This window comes from Salinicola sp., assembly GCF_982684285.1.
Map to the genome: position 1 here is coordinate 1 of NZ_CEXLVS010000035.1, position 22,654 is coordinate 22,654.

20 protein-coding genes are annotated in these 22,654 nt (G+C 65.8%); 4 read left to right on the plus strand and 16 right to left on the minus strand.

All coding sequences use genetic code 11. The features are described 5' to 3' along the window. The 3 genes from AC3AYF_RS04980 to AC3AYF_RS04990 all read left to right on the plus strand — a co-directional run. Positions 1-2,347, plus strand: a 2,347-nt coding sequence (locus AC3AYF_RS04980; protein WP_487779466.1) for an ATP-binding protein, incomplete at its 5' end; no start/stop codon positions are given. Position 2,348: 1 nt separating this feature from the next. Beyond that, positions 2,349-2,738: a response regulator gene (locus AC3AYF_RS04985; protein WP_295038042.1), complete on the plus strand. Its 390-nt coding sequence runs from the start codon at positions 2,349-2,351 to the stop codon at positions 2,736-2,738. Continuing rightward, complete coding sequence (locus AC3AYF_RS04990) at positions 2,728-4,341, plus strand: diguanylate cyclase (protein ID WP_295038040.1); 1,614 nt, start codon at positions 2,728-2,730, stop codon at positions 4,339-4,341. The genes AC3AYF_RS04985 and AC3AYF_RS04990 overlap by 11 nt, the downstream gene beginning before the upstream one ends. A 59-nt stretch (positions 4,342-4,400) precedes the next feature. On the opposite strand, the gene der is transcribed toward AC3AYF_RS04990, so the two are convergent. From der to AC3AYF_RS05055, 13 genes are all read right to left on the minus strand, one after another. After that, positions 4,401-5,804, minus strand: a complete 1,404-nt coding sequence (der, locus tag AC3AYF_RS04995; protein WP_149433645.1) for a ribosome biogenesis GTPase Der — start codon at positions 5,802-5,804, stop codon at positions 4,401-4,403. A gap of 191 nt (positions 5,805-5,995) precedes the next feature. Continuing rightward, positions 5,996-7,162: an outer membrane protein assembly factor BamB gene (bamB, locus tag AC3AYF_RS05000; RefSeq protein WP_295038038.1), complete on the minus strand. Its 1,167-nt coding sequence runs from the start codon at positions 7,160-7,162 to the stop codon at positions 5,996-5,998. Continuing rightward, positions 7,162-7,818 (minus strand): YfgM family protein, encoded by a 657-nt coding sequence (locus AC3AYF_RS05005; protein WP_295038035.1) that lies wholly within the window; start codon positions 7,816-7,818, stop codon positions 7,162-7,164. Before AC3AYF_RS05005 ends, bamB begins: the two co-directional genes overlap by 1 nt. A gap of 58 nt (positions 7,819-7,876) precedes the next feature. After that, positions 7,877-9,157, minus strand: coding sequence for a histidine--tRNA ligase (gene hisS / locus AC3AYF_RS05010; protein ID WP_295038033.1), 1,281 nt, complete (start codon positions 9,155-9,157; stop codon positions 7,877-7,879). A gap of 287 nt (positions 9,158-9,444) precedes the next feature. Further along, complete coding sequence (gene ispG / locus AC3AYF_RS05015; protein WP_487779467.1) at positions 9,445-10,560, minus strand: flavodoxin-dependent (E)-4-hydroxy-3-methylbut-2-enyl-diphosphate synthase; 1,116 nt, start codon at positions 10,558-10,560, stop codon at positions 9,445-9,447. 8 nt (positions 10,561-10,568) lie between these two features. Next, positions 10,569-11,621, minus strand: coding sequence for a RodZ domain-containing protein (locus tag AC3AYF_RS05020; RefSeq protein ID WP_295038029.1), 1,053 nt, complete (start codon positions 11,619-11,621; stop codon positions 10,569-10,571). Positions 11,622-11,680: 59 nt separating this feature from the next. Next, on the minus strand, positions 11,681-12,418 hold the full coding sequence (pilW, locus tag AC3AYF_RS05025; protein WP_487779468.1) for a type IV pilus biogenesis/stability protein PilW: 738 nt from the start codon (positions 12,416-12,418) through the stop codon (positions 11,681-11,683). A gap of 178 nt (positions 12,419-12,596) precedes the next feature. Then, on the minus strand, positions 12,597-13,730 hold the full coding sequence (gene rlmN, locus AC3AYF_RS05030) for a dual-specificity RNA methyltransferase RlmN (protein WP_295038026.1): 1,134 nt from the start codon (positions 13,728-13,730) through the stop codon (positions 12,597-12,599). A gap of 82 nt (positions 13,731-13,812) precedes the next feature. Beyond that, positions 13,813-14,241 carry a nucleoside-diphosphate kinase gene (gene ndk / locus AC3AYF_RS05035; protein WP_295038024.1) on the minus strand — a complete coding sequence of 143 codons (429 nt, stop codon included), beginning with the start codon at positions 14,239-14,241 and terminating at the stop codon, positions 13,813-13,815. 259 nt (positions 14,242-14,500) lie between these two features. Beyond that, entirely contained in the window at positions 14,501-14,827 is a 327-nt protein-coding gene (locus tag AC3AYF_RS05040; RefSeq protein ID WP_295038022.1) for a HesB/IscA family protein, read from the minus strand. A 44-nt stretch (positions 14,828-14,871) separates the two neighbouring features. Beyond that, complete coding sequence (locus tag AC3AYF_RS05045; RefSeq protein ID WP_295038019.1) at positions 14,872-16,050, minus strand: aminotransferase class V-fold PLP-dependent enzyme; 1,179 nt, start codon at positions 16,048-16,050, stop codon at positions 14,872-14,874. A 77-nt stretch (positions 16,051-16,127) separates the two neighbouring features. Then, entirely contained in the window at positions 16,128-16,604 is a 477-nt protein-coding gene (gene iscR / locus AC3AYF_RS05050; RefSeq protein WP_295038014.1) for a Fe-S cluster assembly transcriptional regulator IscR, read from the minus strand. A gap of 112 nt (positions 16,605-16,716) precedes the next feature. Beyond that, positions 16,717-17,499, minus strand: a complete 783-nt coding sequence (locus tag AC3AYF_RS05055; protein ID WP_295038047.1) for an RNA methyltransferase — start codon at positions 17,497-17,499, stop codon at positions 16,717-16,719. Positions 17,500-17,634: 135 nt separating this feature from the next. Here AC3AYF_RS05055 and AC3AYF_RS05060 point away from each other — a divergent pair, with 135 nt between their 5' ends. Next, complete coding sequence (locus tag AC3AYF_RS05060) at positions 17,635-18,429, plus strand: inositol monophosphatase family protein (protein WP_295038012.1); 795 nt, start codon at positions 17,635-17,637, stop codon at positions 18,427-18,429. Positions 18,430-18,615: 186 nt separating this feature from the next. Here the strand turns inward: AC3AYF_RS05060 and AC3AYF_RS05065 are convergent, their stop codons facing one another. From AC3AYF_RS05065 to AC3AYF_RS05075, 3 genes are all read right to left on the minus strand, one after another. Then, positions 18,616-20,457 carry an autotransporter outer membrane beta-barrel domain-containing protein gene (locus AC3AYF_RS05065; protein ID WP_487779469.1) on the minus strand — a complete coding sequence of 614 codons (1,842 nt, stop codon included), beginning with the start codon at positions 20,455-20,457 and terminating at the stop codon, positions 18,616-18,618. Between the two features lie 328 nt (positions 20,458-20,785). Beyond that, entirely contained in the window at positions 20,786-22,168 is a 1,383-nt protein-coding gene (locus tag AC3AYF_RS05070; protein WP_295040561.1) for a sodium:solute symporter family protein, read from the minus strand. 86 nt (positions 22,169-22,254) lie between these two features. Further along, positions 22,255-22,654, minus strand: a 400-nt coding sequence (locus AC3AYF_RS05075) for an arginase family protein (protein ID WP_295040563.1), incomplete at its 5' end; no start/stop codon positions are given.

Genomic DNA, 22,654 nt, shown 5'->3' on the forward strand with positions numbered 1-22,654 from the left:
GACCTCCTTCCAGCGCCTGGTGGAAAAGGCGCTGCAGCAGGGCGCCGAGCATCTCGGCATGCCCTTCGCCGTCGCCACCCGCATCGAGGGGGAGGACTACCTGATCCAGGCGGCCTACTCCATCGATCAGCGATTCGAGCCGGGGCAGCACCTCAAGACCAGCGATACGTTCTGCGAGCTGACCATGGCCAGTGCCGATGTCGTCGCTTTTGCCGATGCCGACGAGGATGGCTACGGCGAGCATCGCTGTCGGCTGCGCTACGCGTTGAAGAGCTATATCGGCGCGCCCATCTGGGTGCATGGTGAGCGCTACGGGGCGCTGGCGTTCAGCAGCGATCGGCCGCACCCACGGCAATTCGACGAGGTCGACAAGGAGTTCGTGCGGCTGCTGGCGCGCTGGATCGGCGCCACGCTGATGCGGTGGAGGGACGTCGAGGCGCGGGAAGAGTTGAGCAAGCGGCTGCGCAAGATCGCCTCCCAGACGCCGGGGATGATCTACCAGTACCGAATCGATGCCGAGGGTCGGCCGTCGTTCCCCTACGCCAGCGAGGCGATCAATTCGTTCTACGGGATCACGCCGGAGCAGGCCGCGCAGGACTCCTCCGCGGTGACCGAGACGATCCTCGAAGAGGATCGGGACAAGGTGCTTCGGTCGATCAACGAGTCCATGGAGAACCTGACGCCGTGGCATTGCGAGTATCGCATCCAGCGCCCCGACGGCCGGGTCATCTGGCTCGCCGGGCAGTCGATTCCCGAGCGCGAGGCGGATGGTGGCACGATATGGCATGGCTTCCTGCATGACGTGACCGATCGCAAGCGTGACGAGCGCCTCAAGGGTGAGTTCATCTCCACCGTCAGCCATGAGCTGCGCACGCCGCTGACCTCTATTTCCGGCGCGCTGGGACTGATTCAGGGCGGGGCCCTGGGCACGCCGCCGGATGCCATGCGTGGCATGCTGACGACCGCACACACCAACTCCCAGCGCCTGATCCTGCTGATCAACGATCTGCTCGACATGGAGAAACTGGTCGCCGGCAAGATGACGTTCCAGCTGCAGGAGCAGCCGCTGATGCCGCTGGTCGACCAGGCGATCGAGTCCAACCAGGCATACGCCGACCAGTTCCAGACCCGCTACGTGGTGACCGACCGCATGGATCGCGCGAGCGTCAACGTCGACCCGATGCGCCTGCAGCAGGTGATGAGCAATTTGCTCTCCAATGCGGCCAAGTTCTCCCCGCCGCACACGCAGGTCGAGGTTCGTGTCGAGCCGATCGGCGACCGGGCGAGGGTCAGCGTCATCGATCACGGCCCTGGCATTCCCGTCGAGTTTCACGATCGTATCTTCCAGAAGTTCTCCCAGGCCGACGCTTCCACCACGCGCAAGCAGGGCGGTACCGGCCTGGGCCTCGCCATCACGCGTGAGCTCGTCGAGCGGATGCGGGGGTCGATCAACTTCTTCTCGGAAGCCGGGCAGGGCGCCTGTTTCTTCTTCGAGCTGCCCTGCAGGGAGATGATCCAGCAACCCGAATCCGACGCGACAGCGGAAGATCCGCAGGCGCGCGATGAGGCGAAGGAAGTCGATACCCTCGGATCGCGGCTGCTGATCGTCGAGGACGACCCGGATACCGCCGTGCTGCTGGCCACGCTGGTCAGGCACTGGGGCTATCAGGCAGAAACCGCCCACACCATCGGCGAGGCCCTGAAATGGCTCGAGCGCCGCAGTTTCGATGCCATCACCCTCGACCTGCTGCTGCCGGACGGCAATGGCCTGACGCTGCTGCGGCAGCTGCGCGAGCAGCCCCGCACCCGCGAGTTGCCGGTGTTGATCGTGTCGGCGGCCGCGGAAGAGGGGCAGCTCGAGATCGGCGGCCGCCTGGATGCCGTGGACTGGCTGGCCAAGCCGCTCGACGAGAGACGGCTGGCCGGTGCGCTGCACAGTTCGCTGAGCCTGAGACCCCAGCGCGAGCGCATCCTGCATGTCGAGAGCGATGGCGAGTTGACCCATCGGGTGGCGCAACAGCTCGCCCCCAGCATGACCCTGGACGTGGCGCGTTCGCTGCAGGAGGCGCGCTACCTGCTGGACAGCCACGACTATGGCCTGATATCGCTGGATCTCACCGGGCCGCAATCCCCCGGCTGGGAGATCATCCCGATCCTGAGTCAATTGGCACGTCAGCCGGCCGTCATCATCCTGTCCGAGGAGGCGCTGGCCCCGACCCTGCTGGGGCGCATGGAAACGGCGATCGCCAGGCCCGGTCTCTCCGCCGAGGCGCTCATGGAAGCCTTCGGTCGCCAGCTCCAGGGCGCTGCGACCTCATCGGACGATCACAACGAGGAAACCCGCTGAGATGAAACCTCTTCAACGGATTCTGCATGTCGAGGACGATATCTCGATTCAGGAGGTGGCCAAGGTTGCGCTCGAGATCGTCGGCGGCTTCGAAGTCCGGAGTTGCGACGACGGTCAGTCGGCGATCTCACGCGCCGACGAGTGGCAGCCGGACCTGATTCTGCTCGATGTCATGATGCCGGGTATCGATGGCCCCACGACCTTGACCCGGTTGCGGGAGCAGGCATCCACGCGGGCGATCCCGGTGGTCTTCATGACGGCCAAGGTCCAGCCCAGCGAGATCGAGCACTATCGCGCCATTGGCGCCCTGGACGTGGTCATCAAGCCGTTCGACCCCATGACACTGTCGACACAGTTGCGGGAGATCTGGGAGCGGTCCCATGCAGGATAGCGACATACAGGCGCGGCTGTCGGCGCTCAAGGCGCAATACAGCCAGCGTCTCGGCGATGATCTGCAGACCCTCACTGCCCAGGCACGCGAGTTGAGCGCGCGCCAGAGCGTGCTCGATCCGGCGATGCTGGAGAAGTTGAGACAGGGGCTGCACCGGATCGCCGGCTCCGCGGGCACGTTCGGTTACGCCGAGTTGAGCCGGGATACGCGCGAAATGGAGATGTGGCTTCAGACCGCGATCGAGAGCGCGGTCTCGCCGACGCCGCCGATGCTCTCGGCGCTGCATGACCGCCTCCAGAGCAGTCATCGTCTGCTCGATAGCATCGCCACCGCCGGCGTGTCCGAACCGCAAGCCGCCTACGACCTCGTCAGCGGCGACCGTCCCATACGGATCGCGGTCATGGCGGATGGCGACACCGACTCCCTGATGCGTTCACTGACCGGATTCGGCTACGCGTGTCGCGAGCTCTCGTCCGGCGAGACGTGGCACGAGTGGCAGCCGGACGTCGTCATCGTCGATACGGCCAGGGCCGAAAGCGCCACCTGGCGCGATCGAATTGCCGGCATACCGCAGGCGGCGTTGATACTGCTGAGTGACGACAGCGGGTTCGATGCCCGTCTGCAGGCGGTTCGCGACGGCGCTCACGGCTTCTTCGCCCATCCCGTCGACGTGCCGTCCCTGGAGCGCCATCTCCGCCAACTGGTCAGCCTGCCTCAGCAGGACCCCTACCGGGTGCTGATCGTCGACGACGACGTCGAACTCGCCGAGCATTTTCGTCTGACGCTGAAAGCGGCCGGTATCGAGTCCCGGGTCATCGACGATCCCCGCGAGGTGCTGCGGGGCTTGCGGGACTTCGTGCCCGACCTGGTGCTGATCGACATCAACATGCCGGGGTGTTCCGGACCGGAACTGGCGCGCCTCATTCGCTTCGACGATGACTGGCTGCGAATTCCGCTGGTCTACCTGTCGGCGGAATCCGACGTTAACCGCCAGGCGCAGGCGCTGGCCCAGGCCGGCGACGATTTTCTAGTCAAGCCGATCGACGACGTGGCGCTGGTGGCTGCCGTCACGGCGCGGGCCCAGCGCTCCCGGCAGCTCAGTCTGGCGCTGGCCCGCGATGGCCTGACCGGCCTGATCAAGCACCCGGCGATCAAGGAGCTGATCGAGATCGAGCAGGCGCGCTCGGAGCGCACCGGATCGGAGGCCTGCGTGGTGATGATCGACATCGATCGCTTCAAGTCGATCAACGATACCCATGGCCACGGTACCGGCGACTATGTCATTCGCCTGCTCGCCAACCTGCTTCGCCAGCGCCTCCGCCGGGTCGATCACGTCGGCCGCTACGGCGGCGAGGAGTTCGTGGCGGTGCTGCCCTCCTGCTCGCTGGAACACGCCCGCGAGGCGATCGAGCGCATTCGGGTCAGCTTCTCGCAGCTCGAGTGCGTGGCAGCGAAGGGGACTTTCCAGGTCACGTTCAGCGCGGGGGTGGCGAGCACGCTCGACTGGCAGGATGCCGAGGCGCTGCTCGAGGCCGCCGATCGCGCGATGTACGAGGCCAAGCAGGGAGGAAGGAATCGGACCCGGGTCGCCACTTCCCGGTAACGAACGGTGGTCCCGCGAGCGAGGTTCGGCGCTGGCGTCGCCTTGCCTCGCGCGGTGGATCAGCGGCGGTTCTTTCTCGCCTCGCGGGTTCGGCTCAGCTGGCGCTCGCGCGCCTTTTCCCGGTCGCTGGCGCCGGCCTGGTTGTCGTAGGGGTTGTTGCCCGAACGGAATTCGAATCGAATCGGCGTGCCTCGCACCTTCAGTACCTTGCGGAAGGTGTTGGTGAGATAGCGCCTGTAGGCCTCCGGCAACGACGAGGTTTGGTTACCGTGGACGACGATGATCGGCGGGTTGCTGCCGCCCTGGTGGGCCATGCGCAGCTTGATCCGGCGTCCATTGATCATCGGCGGTTGGTGCTCGCTGACCGCATCCTGCAGGATCGAGGTCAGCCGGTTGGTCGACCAGTGGCTGTTGGCGCTGTCGAATGCCTTGTCCACCGACTTGTAGAGGTCGCCGACGCCGGTACCGTGCAAGGCCGAGATGAAGTGCAGCTCGGCGTAGTCGGCAAATCCGAGCCGACGCTTGATGTCCGAGCGCATCTTCTCCCGCGCTTCCCCTTCCAGGCCATCCCACTTGTTGACTGCCAGCACCAGCGCGCGTCCGCTGCTGAGCACGTAGTCGAGCAGGTGCATGTCCTGCTCCACCAGGCCGGTGCGGGCGTCCAGCACCATGATCGCGACGTGGCACTCCTTGATCGCTTCCAGGGTCTTGATGATCGAGAACTTTTCGGCGATCAGGCTGACGTTCTTGCGCCGCCGCACACCCGCGGTATCGACCAGCACATAGGGCTTGCCACGCCGCTCGAAGGGCACTTCGATGGCGTCGCGGGTGGTCCCGGCCTCGTCGAACACCACTACGCGCTCTTCGCCCAGCATGCGGTTGACCAGCGTCGACTTGCCGACGTTGGGCCGGCCGATGACGCCGATGTGGATGCCGGGGTGATGGCCAGCCGGGCCAGCGTTCGGATCGCGCTCGGGGAAGGGTTCCAGCACCTCGTCGATCAGCGTGGTGACGTTGCGACCGTGGGAGGCGGCGATCGGGCGCGGATCACCCAGGCCGAGTGCCCAGAAGTCGGCCATCGCGGTGTGCTCCTCGAGGCCGTCGGTCTTGTTCACCACCAGCCAGGTCTTCTTCTGGTTTACGCGCAGGTGGTTGGCGATCGCCTGGTCGGCTGGCATTAGCCCGGCGCGTCCGTCGACCATGAACAGCACGATGTCGGCCTCGTCGATGGCGGTCAGCGACTGCTCCGCCATGGCCGCATCGATACCCTGCTCGTCGCCGCTGATGCCGCCGGTGTCGATCACGGTGTAGGTCTTGTCGCCGAGCTGGCCGCTACCGTATTTGCGGTCACGGGTCAGACCGGGGAAATCGGCCACCAGCGCGTCGCGAGTGCGTGTCAGGCGATTGAAAAGCGTCGACTTGCCGACGTTGGGTCGGCCAACCAGGGCGATAACGGGGTTCATGGCGATTCGCAAAAAAGGCGGTGACAAGGTGGACGGCCGGTGGGAGGGGCGGTGAGGGAGCCCGATACGACCGCTTGATAGCCGGGCATTCTAGCATGCGAAAAGCGTGAAGTCCGAACCCGGTCGCTTTCGTTCCTTCCAACGAACTCGGCCCCGCCAGAGCGGGGCCGAAGCGCTGACGCCGGTGCCGATCAGTTCTGGTCGGAGAGCGTCTTCAGGTCGTAGGCGACCAGGGTGCCATCGTTGCCCAGCGCATAGAGACGGCGATCGCCGGTGAGCAGGGGCAGTGTCAGGCCGTCGCCACCGACATGCACGCGCCCATTCATCTCGCCGGTGGCGGCATCGATGAGGTGGATGTAGCCCTGGTAGTCGCCCACCGCGATGTTGCCGTCGACGAACGACGGCGCGGTCAGCGAGCGGCCTTCGAGGGTGTCGGAATCCCACATCACCCGGCCGGTGTCGGCGTCGATCGCGATCACGTGGCTGGCCGCGTTGACCGTGAACAGATAGTTGCCGACGAGCAGCGGCGTCAGGTAGCTGGACTCCTCGTGTTCCCACAGCACCTTGCCGGAGGTGGCTTCCAGCGCCAGCAGGCGGCCGTTGTAGCTGGTCACGAACAGACGCCCGTCCTGGGTCAGTACCGGCTGGCCGTCGAGATCGACGAGCTGGTCGACCTCGGTACGGCCCTTCGGCACGGCGACGCGCATGTCCCACAGCGGCTGACCGCTGCGATTGTCCAGCGTCACCAGGCGACCGTTGGCGAAGCCGGCGAAGGAGACCGGCTCGATGACGCGGGGAGCGCCGGTGCCGCGCAGCGTCAGTGCCGGCTGCGAGCTGGAGTAGACCCACCGCTCGTCGCCATCCAGCCGGTTGAGCGCGGTGACGGCGCCGTCGACGCTCTGTACCACCACCAGCTCGCTGTTGACCTGGGGAGCGGCCAGCACCTCGCTGGAGACCCGCGATTTCCAGTCGACGCTGCCGTCCTTGCGATCCACGGCCAGCACCTCGCCGTTGCGCGTGCCGATGTAGAGATGGCCACCGTCGGCGCCGATGCCGCTGGAGATGGGCGTCCCCAACTCGACCTCCCACTGGGTGTCGCCGCTTTCGGTATCGATCGCACGCAGATCGCCGGTTTCGTCGACGGCATAGAGGGTCCCGTCGGCGACGATCGGCGTGAGCGGATAGCGGGCGCTGCCCAGCCCTTCGCCGATACCCTGGTCCCAGCGCTCTTCGAGGCTGACCTTGGGGGTGAAGTCCTGGAGCTCCTTGGGGGGGTACTGCGGTTCGACGCTACCGGCACAACCGGCCAGCAGTGTGGCGGTCAGTCCCAGGGGCAGAAGTAGGTGAGTCAGTTTCATCAGGTGGCGTCCTCCGCACCGAGATCGTCTAGCTTGAGCTGCAGGCCGTAGATCGTCTGGTCAGCATCCTGGGCCAGACTTTGCGCCTGTCGATAGGCCTTGCGCGCATCGTCCGGGCGTTCCAGCGCGACGAAGGCGTCGCCGAGGACGTTCTGGCGCTGCGCCTCGAGCGCACCTGGCACGGCTTCCTCGAGTGTCTTCAGCGCCGCGTCCGGATCGTCGCTGGCGATCTGAAGACGCGCCAGGTCGATGCGTGCCAGGCCCTTCATGTAGGGGCGATCGCTGCCGTCGGCGACATCGTTGAGCGCCTGGCGAGCGCGGTCCGTGTCGTCGGCGCCGATGGCGATCTTGGCTTCCAGCAGGCCGGCCAGGTCGGCGTAGAGCGTACTGCCATGATCGCTCTGCAAGCCATCCGCCAGGCTGAAAGCCTGCGTGCGGGCGTTGTCGTCGAGCGTGTCGCTGCTGGCGATGGCGATCAGCTGCTGGTAGGCATTGGACGCCTCGGCGGACTGGCCTGCCTCGTAGCGCTGCCAGGCATGCCAGCCGAAGACGCCGGCGGCGGCGACGGCGATACCCACCAGCAGCGCGCTGCCGTTCGACTTCCACCACTGTTTGATCGCGTCCAGTTGCTCTTCTTCGGTCCTAAGCTCCGCCACGGGCGGTCTCCTTCTGCGTTCGTCGGCAGTCATGCGGCTGCCGGTACCCGTTCAGGCTTCAGGGGAACTGGCGGTCCAGCCAGGCAATGGCGTCGTCCAGTTCGAGTGTCTGCTGCTCGCCATCCTCGCGCAGCGGCTTGATCGTCAGGCAGCCCTTTTCGATCTCGTCCTCGCCGAGGATCAGCGCGACCCGGGCGCCGCTGCGATCGGCCCGGCGAATCTGGCTCTTGAAGCTGCCGCCGCCGCAGTGTACCTGAAGTCGCAGCGCTGGCAGAGCATCGCGCAGGCGCTCGCCGAGCCCTATCGCGTTGCGCTCCGCCGAATCGCCCATCGCCAGCAGATAGGCGTCGGCGCCGCCGTGAGCTTCCGCGGGGATCAGGTCGAGGGTATCGAGCAGCAGCATGAGGCGCTCGAGGCCGATGGCGAAACCGACCCCCGGCGTCGGTTTGCCGCCCAACTGCTCGACCAGGCCGTCGTAGCGCCCTCCACCGCAGACGGTGCCCTGGCTGCCGAGGGCGGTGGTGGTCCACTCGAACACGGTGCGCGAGTAGTAGTCGAGCCCACGGACCAGCCGGGGGTTGATGCGATAGCCGACACCGGCGGCATCGAGCGTCGATTTCAACTGCTCGAAATGCTGGCGGGAGGCGTCGTCGAGGTGGTCCAGCAACTGCGGCGCCCCGGCCAGCATCTCGGCCATGGCGGGGTTCTTGGAGTCCAGGATCCGCAACGGATTGGTCGTCAGCCGGCGCTGGGAATCCTCGTCGAGCACCTCGCGATGGGACTCGAAATAGGCGACCAGGGAGTCGCGATAGGCGGCGCGCGCCTCCGGCGTACCCAGTGAATTGAGTTCGAGGGTGACGTGTTCGGCCATGCCGAGCTGGCGCCAGAGACGAGCGGAGAGCAGGATGATCTCGGCGTCGATATCGGGGCCGGCCATGCCGTAGGCCTCGATGCCGATCTGGTGGAACTGGCGGTAGCGGCCCTTCTGCGGACGCTCGTAGCGGAACATCGGCCCCATGTACCAAAGCCGCTGCGTCTGGTTGTGCAGCAGGCCATGTTCCATCGCCGCTCGCACGACGGCAGCGGTGTTTTCCGGGCGCAGCGTCAGGCTTTCGCCATTGCGGTCGTCGAAGGTGTACATCTCCTTTTCGACCACGTCGGTCGCCTCGCCGATGGAGCGGGCGAAGAGGGCGGTCTGTTCGACGATCGGGGTGCGGATCTCGCGGTAATCGTAGCGGTCCACCAGTGAGCGCAGCTGCCGCTCGAGATACTGCCACGCGGGCGACCGATCCGGCAGCAGATCGTTCATGCCACGAATGGCCTGTAGTTTGTTGCTCAACTGACACTCCTGCCTAAACTTTTGACGAAAACTGTCTGCGCTTGCCCATACGGCGTTGAATACCGGCTCGTACGCGAGTCCGATCGAAATGCTCATTTACCCCTTTTGTAAACTCCGCTCTCTCGCCGATATTCGCCTTGTCTGGCCTTTGCTCGCCGAGTTTCGTTTAAAAAGTTGATAGCAAAACGCCGCAGGCACCCGCCTGGGCGTTCGTCGGTTACTCTCTGATGGTGAGCCGCGGGGCGTCAAGCCTCACGGTCACGCATGCGAGCTCGTGCGCGCTGGATTCACGCCTCGCGGGCGATCAGGTCGCCTGCGCGGCTCTCTTTCTCTTTCGCCTTCTCGCGGATCAGCGCTTCGAGGTCGTCGACGAGATGATCGTTGCGCAGCTTGCTCGCCGGCTTGCCGTCGATGTAGACCAGGTTGGCCGGGCTGCCGCCGGTGAGACCGATGTCGGTCTCCTTGGCTTCGCCGGGGCCGTTGACCACGCAGCCGATGACCGAGACGTTCAGCGGCGTCATGATGTCCTCGAGGCGCTCCTCGAGGGCGTTCATGGTCGCAATGACATCGAAGTTCTGGCGCGAGCAGCTGGGGCAGGCGATGAAGTTGATGCCCTTGGCGCGCAGCTTGAGGCTCTTCAGCATATCGAAGCCGACCTTGATCTCCTCCACCGGATCGGCGGCCAGGGAGACGCGGATGGTATCGCCGATACCATCCATCAGCAGCATGCCGAGGCCGATGGAGGACTTCACCGTGCCGGAGCGCAGGCCGCCGGCTTCGGTGATGCCCAGATGCAGCGGCTGCTCGATCTGCTTGGCCAGCAGCCGGTAGGCGGCCACCGCCATGAACACGTCGCTGGCCTTGACGCTGACCTTGAAGTCGGGGAAGTCGAGCCGGTCGAGATGGTCGATGTGGCGCATGGCCGACTCGACCAGCGCCTCCGGGGTCGGCTCGCCATACTTCTTCTGCAGATCCTTCTCCAGCGAACCGGCATTGACGCCGATACGGATCGGGATGCCGTGATGGCGCGCCGCGTCGACCCCCGCCCGCACACGATCCTCGCGGCCGCTGTTGCCGGGGTTGATGCGCAGGCAGTCGACCCCGAGCTCGGCCACCCGCAGGGCGATCTTGTAATCGAAATGGATATCCGCCACCAGCGGGACGCTGACCTGGCGCTTGATCTTGCCGAAGGCTTCGGCGGCGTCCATGTCCGGTACCGAGACGCGCACGATGTCGGCGCCGGCCTGCTGAAGGCGCTGGATCTGGGCGACGGTGGCGGCGACGTCGTTGGTGTCGGTATTGGTCATGCTCTGGACGGCAATCGGCGCGCCGCCACCGACGGGGACATCACCGACATGGATCTGTCGGGAGGTTCGGCGGGTGATCGGAGATGGCATATTCATGGCGCTTCTCAGTCTCCCAGGGTAAAGCGGGCGACGTTGTTGCCGCCCGTGTATTGGCTCAGATCGACCGATTCACCGCGGTACCGGAGCCTCACGCCGCTGGCGTTGCCGATGGTCAGCCGGAAGGGGGGATCGCCTTCCGCGCTCGCCTGACTGCCGGCGGACTGCAGACCACTGAAAATCCGGTCGTCGTTGGCATCGTAGATCTCTGTCCATGACTCTTCGTTGAAAGTCAGGGAGAGCGTATCGTCGCTGGCCGCGGCTGGCGTCGCCTCATCATCGGACGGCGCCGTGGAAGCCGTGGATGACGCGACCACATCGTTGGCCGTCGAGCCTAGCTGCTGGGCCTGGCGTTCGTCACCGCTCGGCGTCGTCGTCTCCGCCGACGCGGAAACGCCGGTGTCATTGCCGGCACCGCTATTCATGGACCCGGCGCCGTCCGTCGAGGCGTCAGCCCCGGCCGACGGCGTGTTCTGCTGTGTGGGCAGCGGCGGCAGTTGCGTATCGGTGTTGGGCGTCATCGCCGAGCTTTCCGTATCCGGCGCTTGCGCGGAAGCGCCGGCGCCATCGTCGTTCAGACGGTCGACGGCGATCGGGCTGTCATCGCTCCCGCCTCCGAAGATCTCGTTGCCCTCACGGCTCTGCCACCACAGCAACGTCAGCGAAATCAGGCCGACGATGACCAGTAGCGTGAACAGGCGAAAGATCCAGGCGCCGACCCGGGAGGGCGGGCGCGCGGTGTGTACCGGAGCCAGTTTTCGTTCCATGTCGCCGCGACCGTGCTTGGCGTCGTAGGCCCCGACGACCCGGGTCTCGTCGATACCCAGCAAGCGCGCATAGGCCCGCACGTAACCCCGCCGATAGGCGGCGATGGGGACCTGGTCGAAGCGGTCCTCCTCGAGGCCCGTGACCACGATCGGCCGCAGATTCAGCTGCAGCGCGACGTCTTCGAGACTGAGTCCCTGACGCTCGCGCTCGCTTCGGAGCATGTCGCCCGCCGTTTCGGAAGAGGGGCCGGGCGCGTCGTGTTGCTTGGTCGATGGTTCGTTCATTTCGCTCATTGGCGAAAATCCTTCTGATCTCTTCCCGAGTCAGGACTCGAGTACGGGGTCTGTTGGCCTCAGGCGCCGCCCAACTGCTGACGGTAAAAGGCGGCACGCGCCGAGTCCCTCTGGGCGCTGGCGATCTCGCTTGCCAGGCGCAGGCTCTCGGCGTTGGTGCCGGCCACGGTGAAATAACGCTGCAAGCGTTCCCAGGCGCGTTCGTTGTTACCCTGCGTATGATCGATGCGAGCCAGGGCCAGCAGGCTGCGGGCGTCCCGCGCGTCGATATCGAGCGCGCGCTCGTAAGACCGGCGAGCTGCAGTCGCATCGCCGCTGGCCATCTCGCATTGGCCCAGATTCGCAAAAAGCTGGGCCCGATTGGTATAGGTGATATCTTCACTGGCGACGCTCAACTGCTCGCACGCCTTGGCGTACTCGCCGCGCTGATACAGCAGTGCCGCGTAGTTGTTGCGTATGCGCGTGGCCTTGGGTTCGGCGTTCAGCGCTTGCTGGAAGAACCGGTCCGCCAGGTCGAGATCGTTCTGGCGCTGATAGAGCAGCGCCAGTCCCTCGAGCGCACCGCTGTCCCGGGCGTCCAGGCTCAGCGCGTGCTCGAGGGCCTGCTGCGCACGGGGCAGGTTGCCTTCGGCGAGATAGGCCTTGCCGAGTCGCGTGTAGGCTGCCGCCGCATCCTCGGGGCTGTCCTGCTTCGGTCCGTTGGACGAGACCGCCGTGGCGCAGCCGCCCAATAGACACACCAAGCCCATCGCGATACATAGCGGCCGTATCGAAAATGGACGAGGTTGGCGAGTCATTCACGGCTCTCCCAGGTTACGGGATGGCGACGAACCGAAGGTCGAATCCCGAGCAACTGATAACAAAGCGGTTTTGGGGCCCCCATCAAAGCGCCGGACCGGAGCGAAGTCAAGGTGACGCCCGTTTGGCCCGAGGCCAATCGGCGTGCGCTCCACCGCCTCCGGCGAACGCGCCAATTCAGTCGGCGTCCAGTTGGATCGACTGGATATAGCGCTCGTGCCGTTTGGTGCGATCCTTGACCTTGCCCACCAGTTGCCCGCAGGCCGCATCGATGTCGTCGCCCCGGGTCGTACGCACCATCGCGGTGTGTCCGAGCTCGTAGAGCCAGCTCTGGAAGCGCATGACCTGATTGCGCGACGGCTTCTCGTATCCCGAATGGGGAAACGGATTGAAGGGGATCAGGTTGATCTTGCACGGCAGCTCGTCGAGCAGTGCGACGAGTTCCTGGGCATGCACCTGCTGGTCGTTGACGTCCTTGATCAGGGTGTACTCGATGGTGATGTGACGCGCATCGCCGCACTTGGCGAGGTAGCGCTGGCACGAATCGAGCAGCTTGCGAATATTGTACTTGCGATTGAGCGGCACCAGTTCGTTGCGCAATTCGTCGTTGGCGGCGTGCAACGAGATGGCCAGGCTCACGTCGATATCGTCGCCCAGCTTGTCAATCATCGGTACGACGCCGGAGGTGGATAGCGTCACCCGGCGCTTTGACAGACCGTAGGCGTTGTCGTCGAGCATCAGCTTCATCGACGGCACCACGTTGTCGTAATTGAGCAGAGGCTCGCCCATGCCCATCATCACCACGTTGGTGATGGCGCGGCGTCCGTCCGGTGCGCTCATGCGACCGCCGGCCCGCTGCTGCGCGACCCAGACCTGGCCGATGATCTCGGCGCTGGTCAGGTTGCGCTGGAACCCCTGCTTGCCGGTGGAGCAGAAGCTGCAGTCCAGCGAGCAGCCCACCTGCGACGACACGCAGAGCGTGCGACGCGTGCCGCTGTCGGCCGGAATCAGCACGGTTTCGACGTAGCTGCCATCCTCGACCTCGAGCACCCACTTGCGGGTGCCGTCGCTGGAGGTCCCTTCGTAGACCACGCTCGGGCCACGGATCTCGGCGTGTTCTGCCAGTCGGGCACGCAGCGGCTTGGAGAGATTGGTCATCGACTCGAAGTCGTCGCAACCTTCCTGGTGGATCCACTTCATGACCTGGGCAGCGCGAAATTTCTTCTCGCCCAGAGAGACGAAAAACGCCTCCATCTGCTCGCGAGAGAGCCCCAGTAGATTGGTGCGCGGGGTAGCGGTAGCAGCGCTCATAGCAACGGCATCGGCTCGAGAGTGGCGGGGGGTCCGAAGACGGGGAGGACCGACCGGCGCAAGAGGCCGGTCGGTCGACGAATCAGCTGCGCGAGCAGAGTTCGTCGTCCTTGAAGAAGTAGTCGATTTCGCGGGCGGCGGATTCCGGCGCGTCGGAACCGTGCGCGGCGTTGGCATCGATGGACGACGCGAAATCGGCGCGAATGGTGCCCGGGGCGGCTTCCTTCGGGTTGGTGGCGCCCATCAGCTCGCGGTTCTTGGCAATCGCGCCTTCGCCTTCGAGGACCTGGACCATCACCGGGCCGGAGGTCATGAAGCTGACCAGGTCGGCGAAGAAGCCACGCTCCTTGTGCTCGGCGTAGAAGCCTTCGGCCTGCTCCTTGGAGAGGTGCAGCATCTTGGCGCCAACGATCTGCAGGCCCGCTTTCTCGAACCGGCTGTAGATGTCGCCGATCACGTTCTTGGCAACGGCATCGGGCTTGATGATGGAGAGCGTACGCTCGGTGGCCATGACTTCGGTCTCCTGGCTGTGGTGAATCACTCGCGATCGTCGCGAACGAAAAAGTGATGAAGATGCGAGACGACGCGCCCCTGACCGATCGCATCGTCAGGTGGCGCGCCGTCCGAAATCGTCGCTGGCCGGGGTGGCGGGCACTTGCGAGGTGCCGACACGCCAGCCGAAAAATCGCGCCATTGTAGCGCAACCCCGCGACCGACGCACCCCGGGCGTCACCGCGCCGGGGCCGGGACGGCATGGATGCGGAGGTGGTTCAGACGTTGAAACTCTCGCCACAGCCACACTCGTCGGTCACGTTGGGATTGTTGAAGCGGAAGAAGCGGTTGAGCCCTTCGCTGACATAGTCCACCTCGGTGCCGTCGAGGATCGCCAGCGCGTCCTTGTCCACCAGCACCTTGACGCCGCGTTCCTCGAACGCGATATCGCCGTCGCGCAGGTCGTCGGCGATGTCGAGCACGTAGCTGTAACCGGAGCAGCCGCTCGGCTTGACCGCCACGCGTAGCCCCAGGCCGCTGCCTCGCTCCTCCAGGACATGACGAATCTGGGTGGCGGCGGATTCACTGATGGTGATGTTCTGCATGATATTTCTCCTTGCCGGAAGGGAGCGGCGCTGGCGCCGTTCCCCTAGCGATGACTGAGGGCGGCGGATTTCGACGGCTGACGCAAGCCGTTCAGGGCGCGGCTTATGTCGGCCACGGCCGCGTCGATCTCTTCGATGGAGGTGAACCGGCCAAAGCTGAAGCGGATCGAAGCCAGTGCCTGGGAGTGCGGCACGCCGATCCCCTTGAGCACGTAGGAGGGCTCCACGCTGGCCGAGTTGCACGCCGACCCGGTGGATACGGCGAGTCCGCGCAGCGCCATCAGCAGCGATTCGCCATCCACGCCGTCGAAGGCGAGATTGACGATGTTGGGCACGGACCGGTCCTGCGGCGAGTGGTTGTGGATGCCGCCGCAGTCGGCCAGCCCGTCGAGGAACCGCTGGCGCAGTGCACGGACGTGTTCGCCGTCGGCATCGCCCTCGTCGCGTGCCAGCGCGCACGCCTCGCCCATGCCCACGATCTGGTGGGTGGGCAGGGTGCCGGAACGCATGCCCCGTTCGTGACCGCCACCGTGGATCAGCGCCTCGATGCGCAGTTCCGGGTCGCGGCGAACGTAGAGGGCACCGATGCCCTTGGGACCGTAGACCTTGTGTGCCGATAGCGACATCAGGTCGATACCCATCGCGCCGACATCCAGCGCCAACCGGCCGGTGGCCTGAGCGGCGTCGACGTGAAAGCGTGCGCCGAACTCGTGGGCGACGGCCGCCAGGCCGGTGAGGTCGTTGACGCTGCCCAGTTCGTTGTTGACCGCCATCAGCGAGACCAGGACGGTGTCCTGGCGCATCGCCTCGCGCAACTGCTGTGGCGTGATCAGGCCATCGTGTCCCGGTGTCAGCCAGGTGACCTCGAAGCCTTCCGCTTCCAGTGCGATCGCGGTATCCACGATCGCCTTGTGTTCGATGATCGAGGTGACCAGATGGCGACCGCGGCCGCGGTTGGCACGCATGAAGCCGGTCAGCGCCAGGTTGTCGGCCTCGGTGGCACCGGAGGTCCAGACGATCTCGCGCGGATCCGCGCCGATCAGGTCGGCGACCTGGCGGCGGGCGTTCTCCACCGCCTGTTCGGCCAGCCATCCGGGCATGTGGCTGCGCGACGCCGGGTTGGCGTAGACCCCGTCCAGCGTCAGATGACGCATCATCTGCTCGGCCACCCGCGGATCGGTGGGGGTGGTGGCGGCGTAATCGAGATAAATCGGAGCGCTCATGGCACGGAAGATCTCTGGCAGTCGGTCGAAATGGCGTCGGACGCGTTATGCTGAAGTGTAGTCGCTGGACGACCCGGCTAGCGCGTCGACACCGCAATCGTGGCACCGTGGTCGGCGAAGGCGTCGGGTTCGGGGCGGGCGGTACCGCGAGCCTGTTCCCGGCGCACCAGTTCCTGCAGGCTGATATCGCTCAGGAAGCGCTGAATCTCGTCCGACAGATCGCACCACAGGTGATGGGTGATGCACTTGCTGCCCCGATGGCAGTCCGCCTGCCCCTGGCAGCGGGTGGCATCGACCGATTCGTTGACCGCATCGATCACGCCCGCCACGGAGATGTCCGCCGGCGCACGACCCAACAGGTAACCGCCGCCCGGCCCGCGCACGCTGCTGACGAGTTGGGCCCGCCGCAGTCGCGCGAACAGCTGCTCCAGGTAGGAGAGCGAGATGTCCTGGCGCTTGGAGATGTCCGCCAGGCACACCGGCCCCTGATCGGCATTGAGGGCCAGATCGAGCATCGCGGTCACGGCGTAACGCCCTTTGGTGGTCAAACGCATCGGCGGGTATCGGCTGTCGCTGCATCGGTGCCGGCATTATGGAAAAACCCAGTAAGACGGTCAACCATTCGGCTGAAGGCGGCCGGAAAACGCGCGGCGTGCTCCGGCGATGTCAGGGTCTTTCGCGCAGGCGCTTGTCGATCGTGCCGAGAATGCCGCGCAGGATGTTCATCTCCATCGAATCGAGATGGGCGCGCAGGAACAGCCGGCGCAGACGTGCCATCAACTGGCGGGGATTGTCCGGGTCGTGGAAATCGATCGCCGTCAGCGTGCTCTCGAGATGGACGAAGAAGCGCTCGAGATCGGCATGGGTCGCCGGCGGGTTGTCCCACTCGACGCCGAAGGGCTGATCCATCTCGCCGGTCGTGGTGTTCACCGCAGGCGTGGCGGTCTCGTCCATGGCCAGAAACGCCTGGCGGCACTCGTAGGCGAGCACCTGCACGGCGGCGGCCAGGTTGAGCGAACTGAAGTCCGGATTGGTCGGGATGTGCACGTGCTGATGGCAGCGCTGCAGCTCGGCGTTGGTCAGGCCGGTATCCTCGCGACCGAACACCAGTGCGACTCGGGCGCCATCGGAGGCCAGCGCTTGCGGCAGGCCTTCCGCCAAGGCGCGCGGGCTGACCATCGGCCACGGCAGATGGCGCGATCGCGCGCTGGCACCGACCACCAGCGTGCAGTCGGCGACGGCTGTTTCGAGTGCGTCGAATTGCCGCGCGGCATCGACCAGGGTGTTGGCGCCGGAGGCGCGCGAGTATGCCTCCTGGTCCCTGGGGTCGCAGCGCGGGGTGACCAGGGCGAGATCTTCGAGGCCCATGTTGCGCATGGCGCGCGCGGCGGCACCGATATTGCCGGGGTGGCTGGTACCGATGAGGACGATACGAATTCGGTCGAGCATGTCGAGCATAGAGAAGGCGGACATCAGGCAGTGTGGAAACCGGGAAAACCCGCAGTCTAACATGACTGGAGAGGGGCGCTTCTGCTAGACTGCGCGGCGTTCTTTAACAGCTTCCGACACCCCAAGGCCAGATCCATGCATCCGATGGTTCAATATGCGCTGCGTGCCGCTCGCAGCGCCGCTGAGCAATTCGTTCGTATCCGTGACCGTCTCGAGGTCAATCATGACGAGCACGCGACCGCCAGTCTGCTCGAGGATACGGCGCGCAACGCCGAGACGCTGATCGTGCATCAGCTCACCCGCGGTTATCCGCAGCACGGTATCTCCGGGCGCTATACCCCTTATCGCGAGGGCAAGGGCACCGACAAGGAGACCGTGTGGCACATCGAGCCGATCCACGGCGAGTCCAACCTCGGTGTGGCGAGCCGGCAGTTCGCGATTTCGATGGTGTGCCTGGTCAAGGGGCGTCCGGAACACGCGGTGATCGTGTCGCCGTTCAGCGATGACGAGTTCCTGATCAGTCGCGGCCGCGGAGCCCAGGGCAACGGCAAACGCCTGCGCGCGTCCAAGACGGTCGGCATCAACGGCGCCAGGGTCGCGCTGGCCTGGCCGACCCAGGAAGCCCGCTCGCGCTGGCTGCCTCAGTATCTCGGCGTGGTCGAACGACTCGGGCCGCAGATCGATACCCTGACCGGTTCCGGCTGTGCGCTCCTCGACATGATCGAATTCGCCTCCGGCCGCGCCGACGCGGTGTTCGTGTTCGGGCTGGAAGAGCAGGATCGCTTGGTCGGTTCGCTGATGCTGAAGGAGGCCGGCGCCTTGACCGGTGCCCTCGACGGTTCGCCCAGCATCGAAGATGGCGGCTGCCTGATGGCCGCCGGCCCGCGTCTCTACAAGGCGCTGGCGCAGCAGTTGAAGGCGAGCGTTTAACGCCTCGGGTGCCACGCCCGAAGGGCTCCAGAGGCCCTCGAGATGAAGCCCCTGAACAGAGACACCCCGCCGGTTTTGCCGGCGGGGTGTCTCTGTTTCCGGCCCACGTTTCCGGCTTACGTTTCCAACTCATGGTGCTGAATCGCATCCCAGCGCTGAGCGCGGCGACGGGGCACTCCGGCGCGTTCAGATACGCTTGCCCAGATTCACGAACAGCGTGCTGGTGCGCGCGTTGTCGGGATCGACGCTGGCGCCGAGCTGGGTATCGACGCCCCAGAGCGTGGCCCGCGCCCCGAGGTCGACCTCGACATAGTCACGGTCGAAGGTGAGCTTGGGTACGCGATAGTCGCCCAGCTGCGGCAGACTCTGCAGAGTCGCCGCGACCCCCTCGCTCTCCTCGAATTCGTGGTTGTAGGTGAGCTGCAGGTAGGGGTTGAGCGTCGGCCCGTGGCGGCGGATCTGCCAGCCGACCCGGCCCACCAGCGAGTCGATGTCCTGGTCGGGATAGCTCAGCGAGGTCGAGGCCTGGCCCTCTTCGTCGTAGCCGTCGAGTTTGACCCGCTGCCAGGTCACACCGGCGATCGGCCCGGTGCGCACGTCGCCCTCGGGAATCGCGAAGGCGCGTAACTCGTAGCCGGCGTTGAGCGCGGCGGTCAGGTTGCTGCCCTCCGGGGAGCCGCGGTGGTGGCGGGTCGCGCTGCCCAGTTGCACTTCGCGGTCGATATCGTAGTCGAGCCAGCTGTAGCTTAACTGGGCATTGGCCCAGGCGCTCTCGGCATACCAGCCGGAGAAGAGCCCGACGGTGGTGTCCTTGCGCTGGAAGTCGCCGCGGCCGTCGCCGAAGTCGGCATCCTGATCGCCGTAGCCGACGAACCCGCCCAGCACCAGTCCGTCCCGATACCAGTCCACCCCGAACAGCCCCGCCGGCATGCTGGCGTCATACAGATCGCCGGAGTCGAGCTGCTGATGCTCGGCACGCAGATCGCCCCACCAGCGCAGGCCGTTGGCCAGCGGTACCGCGTTGAGATGCTCGGCGACCCGGTTGGCCCGCGAGCGCCCGCCGAGGAGCGCCGAATGGGTCAGCAACTGCTGCTGCTGCGGTGCCTCGAGCAGCGAGATCACGTACTCGCCGATGATCCGGTGGGTGGCGGTGGTGGGGTGGACGTCATCGGCGAACACATAGCTTTGGTCGGCGCCGGGGGCGACCAGGGTATCGGGCGTGCACAGCGGCAGCGTCTGGGTACAGGCGCGGTCGGTGACATTGGTGAAGCCGTAGGCGGCGGGTTCGGCGACCACCTCCTGCAGCAGGCCGAAGGTATCCACCGGGATCACCTCGGCGCCGCTGGCCGCGACCGCGGCGTAGAGCGCGCTGTTGTACTGGCTGGCCAGCGCGGTGGCGCCGGCGCTGGTGGCGGGATCGCCGTTGAAGCGTGGCGTCAGGCCGAAGTCGGGGATGTTGAACAGCAGCACATGGCGAGCGCCGGCATCTTCAAGCGTGGCGAGAATGCCTGCGGTGCCGGTGACCGCTGTGGTGATGGTGCTCTGGGCGTCGGCGCCGCCGGCCACCGCGAACAGGTCGTTGGCTCCACCCCATACGGCATAGAGGGTATCGCCATCGGCCACACCGCCGGTGCTGGAGAGATAGGTCGCGACCTGCTCGCCGAGGGCGGGTGCCGCGCCGAACGGGGTCGCCGCCGGGGTGGTCACCCGGGCGCCACCGGCGGCGTAGGCGTTGCCGCCGACGTTGCTGGGCTGGGCGTTGCTGGCGTAGTGGCCAGCGACCCGCTCGGCCCATACCGGCCCGGGGTTGGTGGTGAAGCGGCCGATGAAGGCCTGCTGGCTAGGGGTCAGCGAGAGCGCGCTGCCGATGGCGCCCCGGTAGTAGCCGCTGTCGCTCAGGCTATCGCCGAAGAAGATGGTGTCGTCGAAGGTGTCGTGAAAGCTGGAGACGGCCAGCGCCGGGAGCGGCAGGGCGCTGGCCCCGACGATCATCCCCAGCGCCAGCTGCCGAGAGCGCGACATTGGCATGGTGTCGATCCCTTGTGAGTTGTTGTCTTGTCTCGTCGGAGTGCGTGCTGGCCACGGCAACGGGGGCGACGAGCGCTCCTCAAACGAGCGTTTACGTTATGACACAGCGTTGCCGCCGCCGCTGTAAGAGAAAGGTCGCATGAACCTCCCCGCCACCTCCGGCAGCAGCTCGAACCCCCGGGGCGGGAGGGCGCTCTCCCGCGCGCTATAGCGGACAGCAACAGAAGCGCCCTGGCGGGTTTTTCCCGGCAGGGCGCTTTGCGTTGGGGTGTACTTTCGTTCTGGATCGGCACGTATCCCCGTTCGGAGTCGGGGGGCTTTAGCCGGATCAGGGCGTCGAGGAGGCCACCGGATGCGGGCGGGTAAGCAGGCTGCCCGCCACGAACGCGATCATCGCGGCAGCGAGTCCGGCGTAGATGGGGGAGTTGGACAGCAACCCATCCTTGAGCATGAAGCCGATCACGCCGATGCAGCCGGCCAGCATGCTGGCGATGGCGCCGGTGGTGGTGGCGCGCTTCCAGAACAGGGCGCCCAGCATCGGGATCAGCATGCCGCCGACCAACAGGTTGTAGGCGACCGTCAGGGCCCCGATGACGTCACTGACGTTGATCGCGATGATCACGCTCACCACGCCGATCAGGCCCGTGCAGAGCCGGTTGATCCTGACGCCCTCGATTTCCCGGCCACCGCGCAGCGCCGGGAGAATGTCCTGGGTCAGCAGGGTCGAGGAAGCGAGCATCCCGGCGCTGGAGGTGGACATCATGGCGGCCATGGCGGCGGCGATGATCAAGCCGCGGATGCCGTCCGGCAAGGCCAGCTGCGCGATGGCGGCGAAGGCATTGTTGGCGTCGTCGAGATTGGGCAGCAGGATGCTCGCCGCGATACCCACCAGCGCGCCGATCACGCCGTAGAGAATGCAGTAGATCCCGGCGAAGGTGCCGGCGCTGCGGGCGACACTGCTGGAACGCGCCGTGAACACGCGCTGCCAGATATCCTGGCCGATCAGGATGCCCAGGAAGTAGATGACGAAGTAGGTGATGATGGTGTCCCAGCCGATCGCGGTCAGCGAGAAGCTGGTCTCCGGCGCCTTGTCCAGCAGCGCGCTCCAGCCACCCACCGAGTGGATCGTCAGCGGCAGCAGCAGCGCCACCATGCCGATCGTCATGATCAGGAACTGCACGATGTCGGTGAGCGTCAGCGACCACATGCCGCCGATGGTCGAGTAGATCACCACGACGATGCCGCCGATCACGACCGCCTGCCAGGCCGGCATGCCGAAGATCACGCTCAGCACCGTACCGATGCCGATGGTCGAGGTCACCGCCAGCATCAGGTCGTAGGCGAACATGATGATCGAGCTGATCAGCTTGGCGGCTGGGGTGTAGCGGCGCTCCAGCACCTGGGTCACGGTATACAGCTTGAGAGTCATCAGTGGCTTGGCCAGTACCACGCTGAGCACGATCAGCCCCAGGCCAAGCGAGGCGCAGAGCCAGAGCCCGGACAGTCCATAGGTGTAGCCGAGCTTGACCGTGCCCACGGTCGAGGCGCCGCCGAGCACCACGGCCGACAGCGTGCCCAGGTACATGCCGGGGCCCAGGCGGCGTCCCGCCACCAGATAGTCTTCCCGGTTGCGGGCGCGTTTCATGCCCCACCAGCCCAGGCCGAGCATGCCGGCCGCGTAGAGTGCGACGACGAAGAGATCCAGCATCATGATGTCCTATCCTGCCGCTGCATCAGCGGCGATTGTTGTTGTGGAACGGGCGATCCAAGGGGTGACGGTACCGTGATGACGGTCTGTCAGCGGCGGTTGACGCCGGGGAGAATGCAGAGCATCTCGAACAGCAGGTTGGCGGCCACCACGGCGGTCTGGCCGTGAGCGTCATAGGGTGGCGAGACCTCGACCAGATCGCAGCCGACGATATCGAGCCCATGGGCGCCGCGAATGATCTCCAGCGCCTGGGGGATGGTCAGGCCGCCGATCTCCACCGTGCCGGTTCCCGGCGCGTAGGCGGGGTCGAGACTGTCGATGTCGAAGGTCAGGTAGACCGGACCGCCTTTGAGCTTGTCTCGGATCTCCGCCATCAGTGGCGTCAGGCTCTTGTGCCAGCACTCCTCGGCCGGCACCACCCGGAAACCCTGTTGACGCCCCCAGTCGAACTCCTCCGCTGCGTAGCCGGTGCCGCGCAGGCCGATCTGG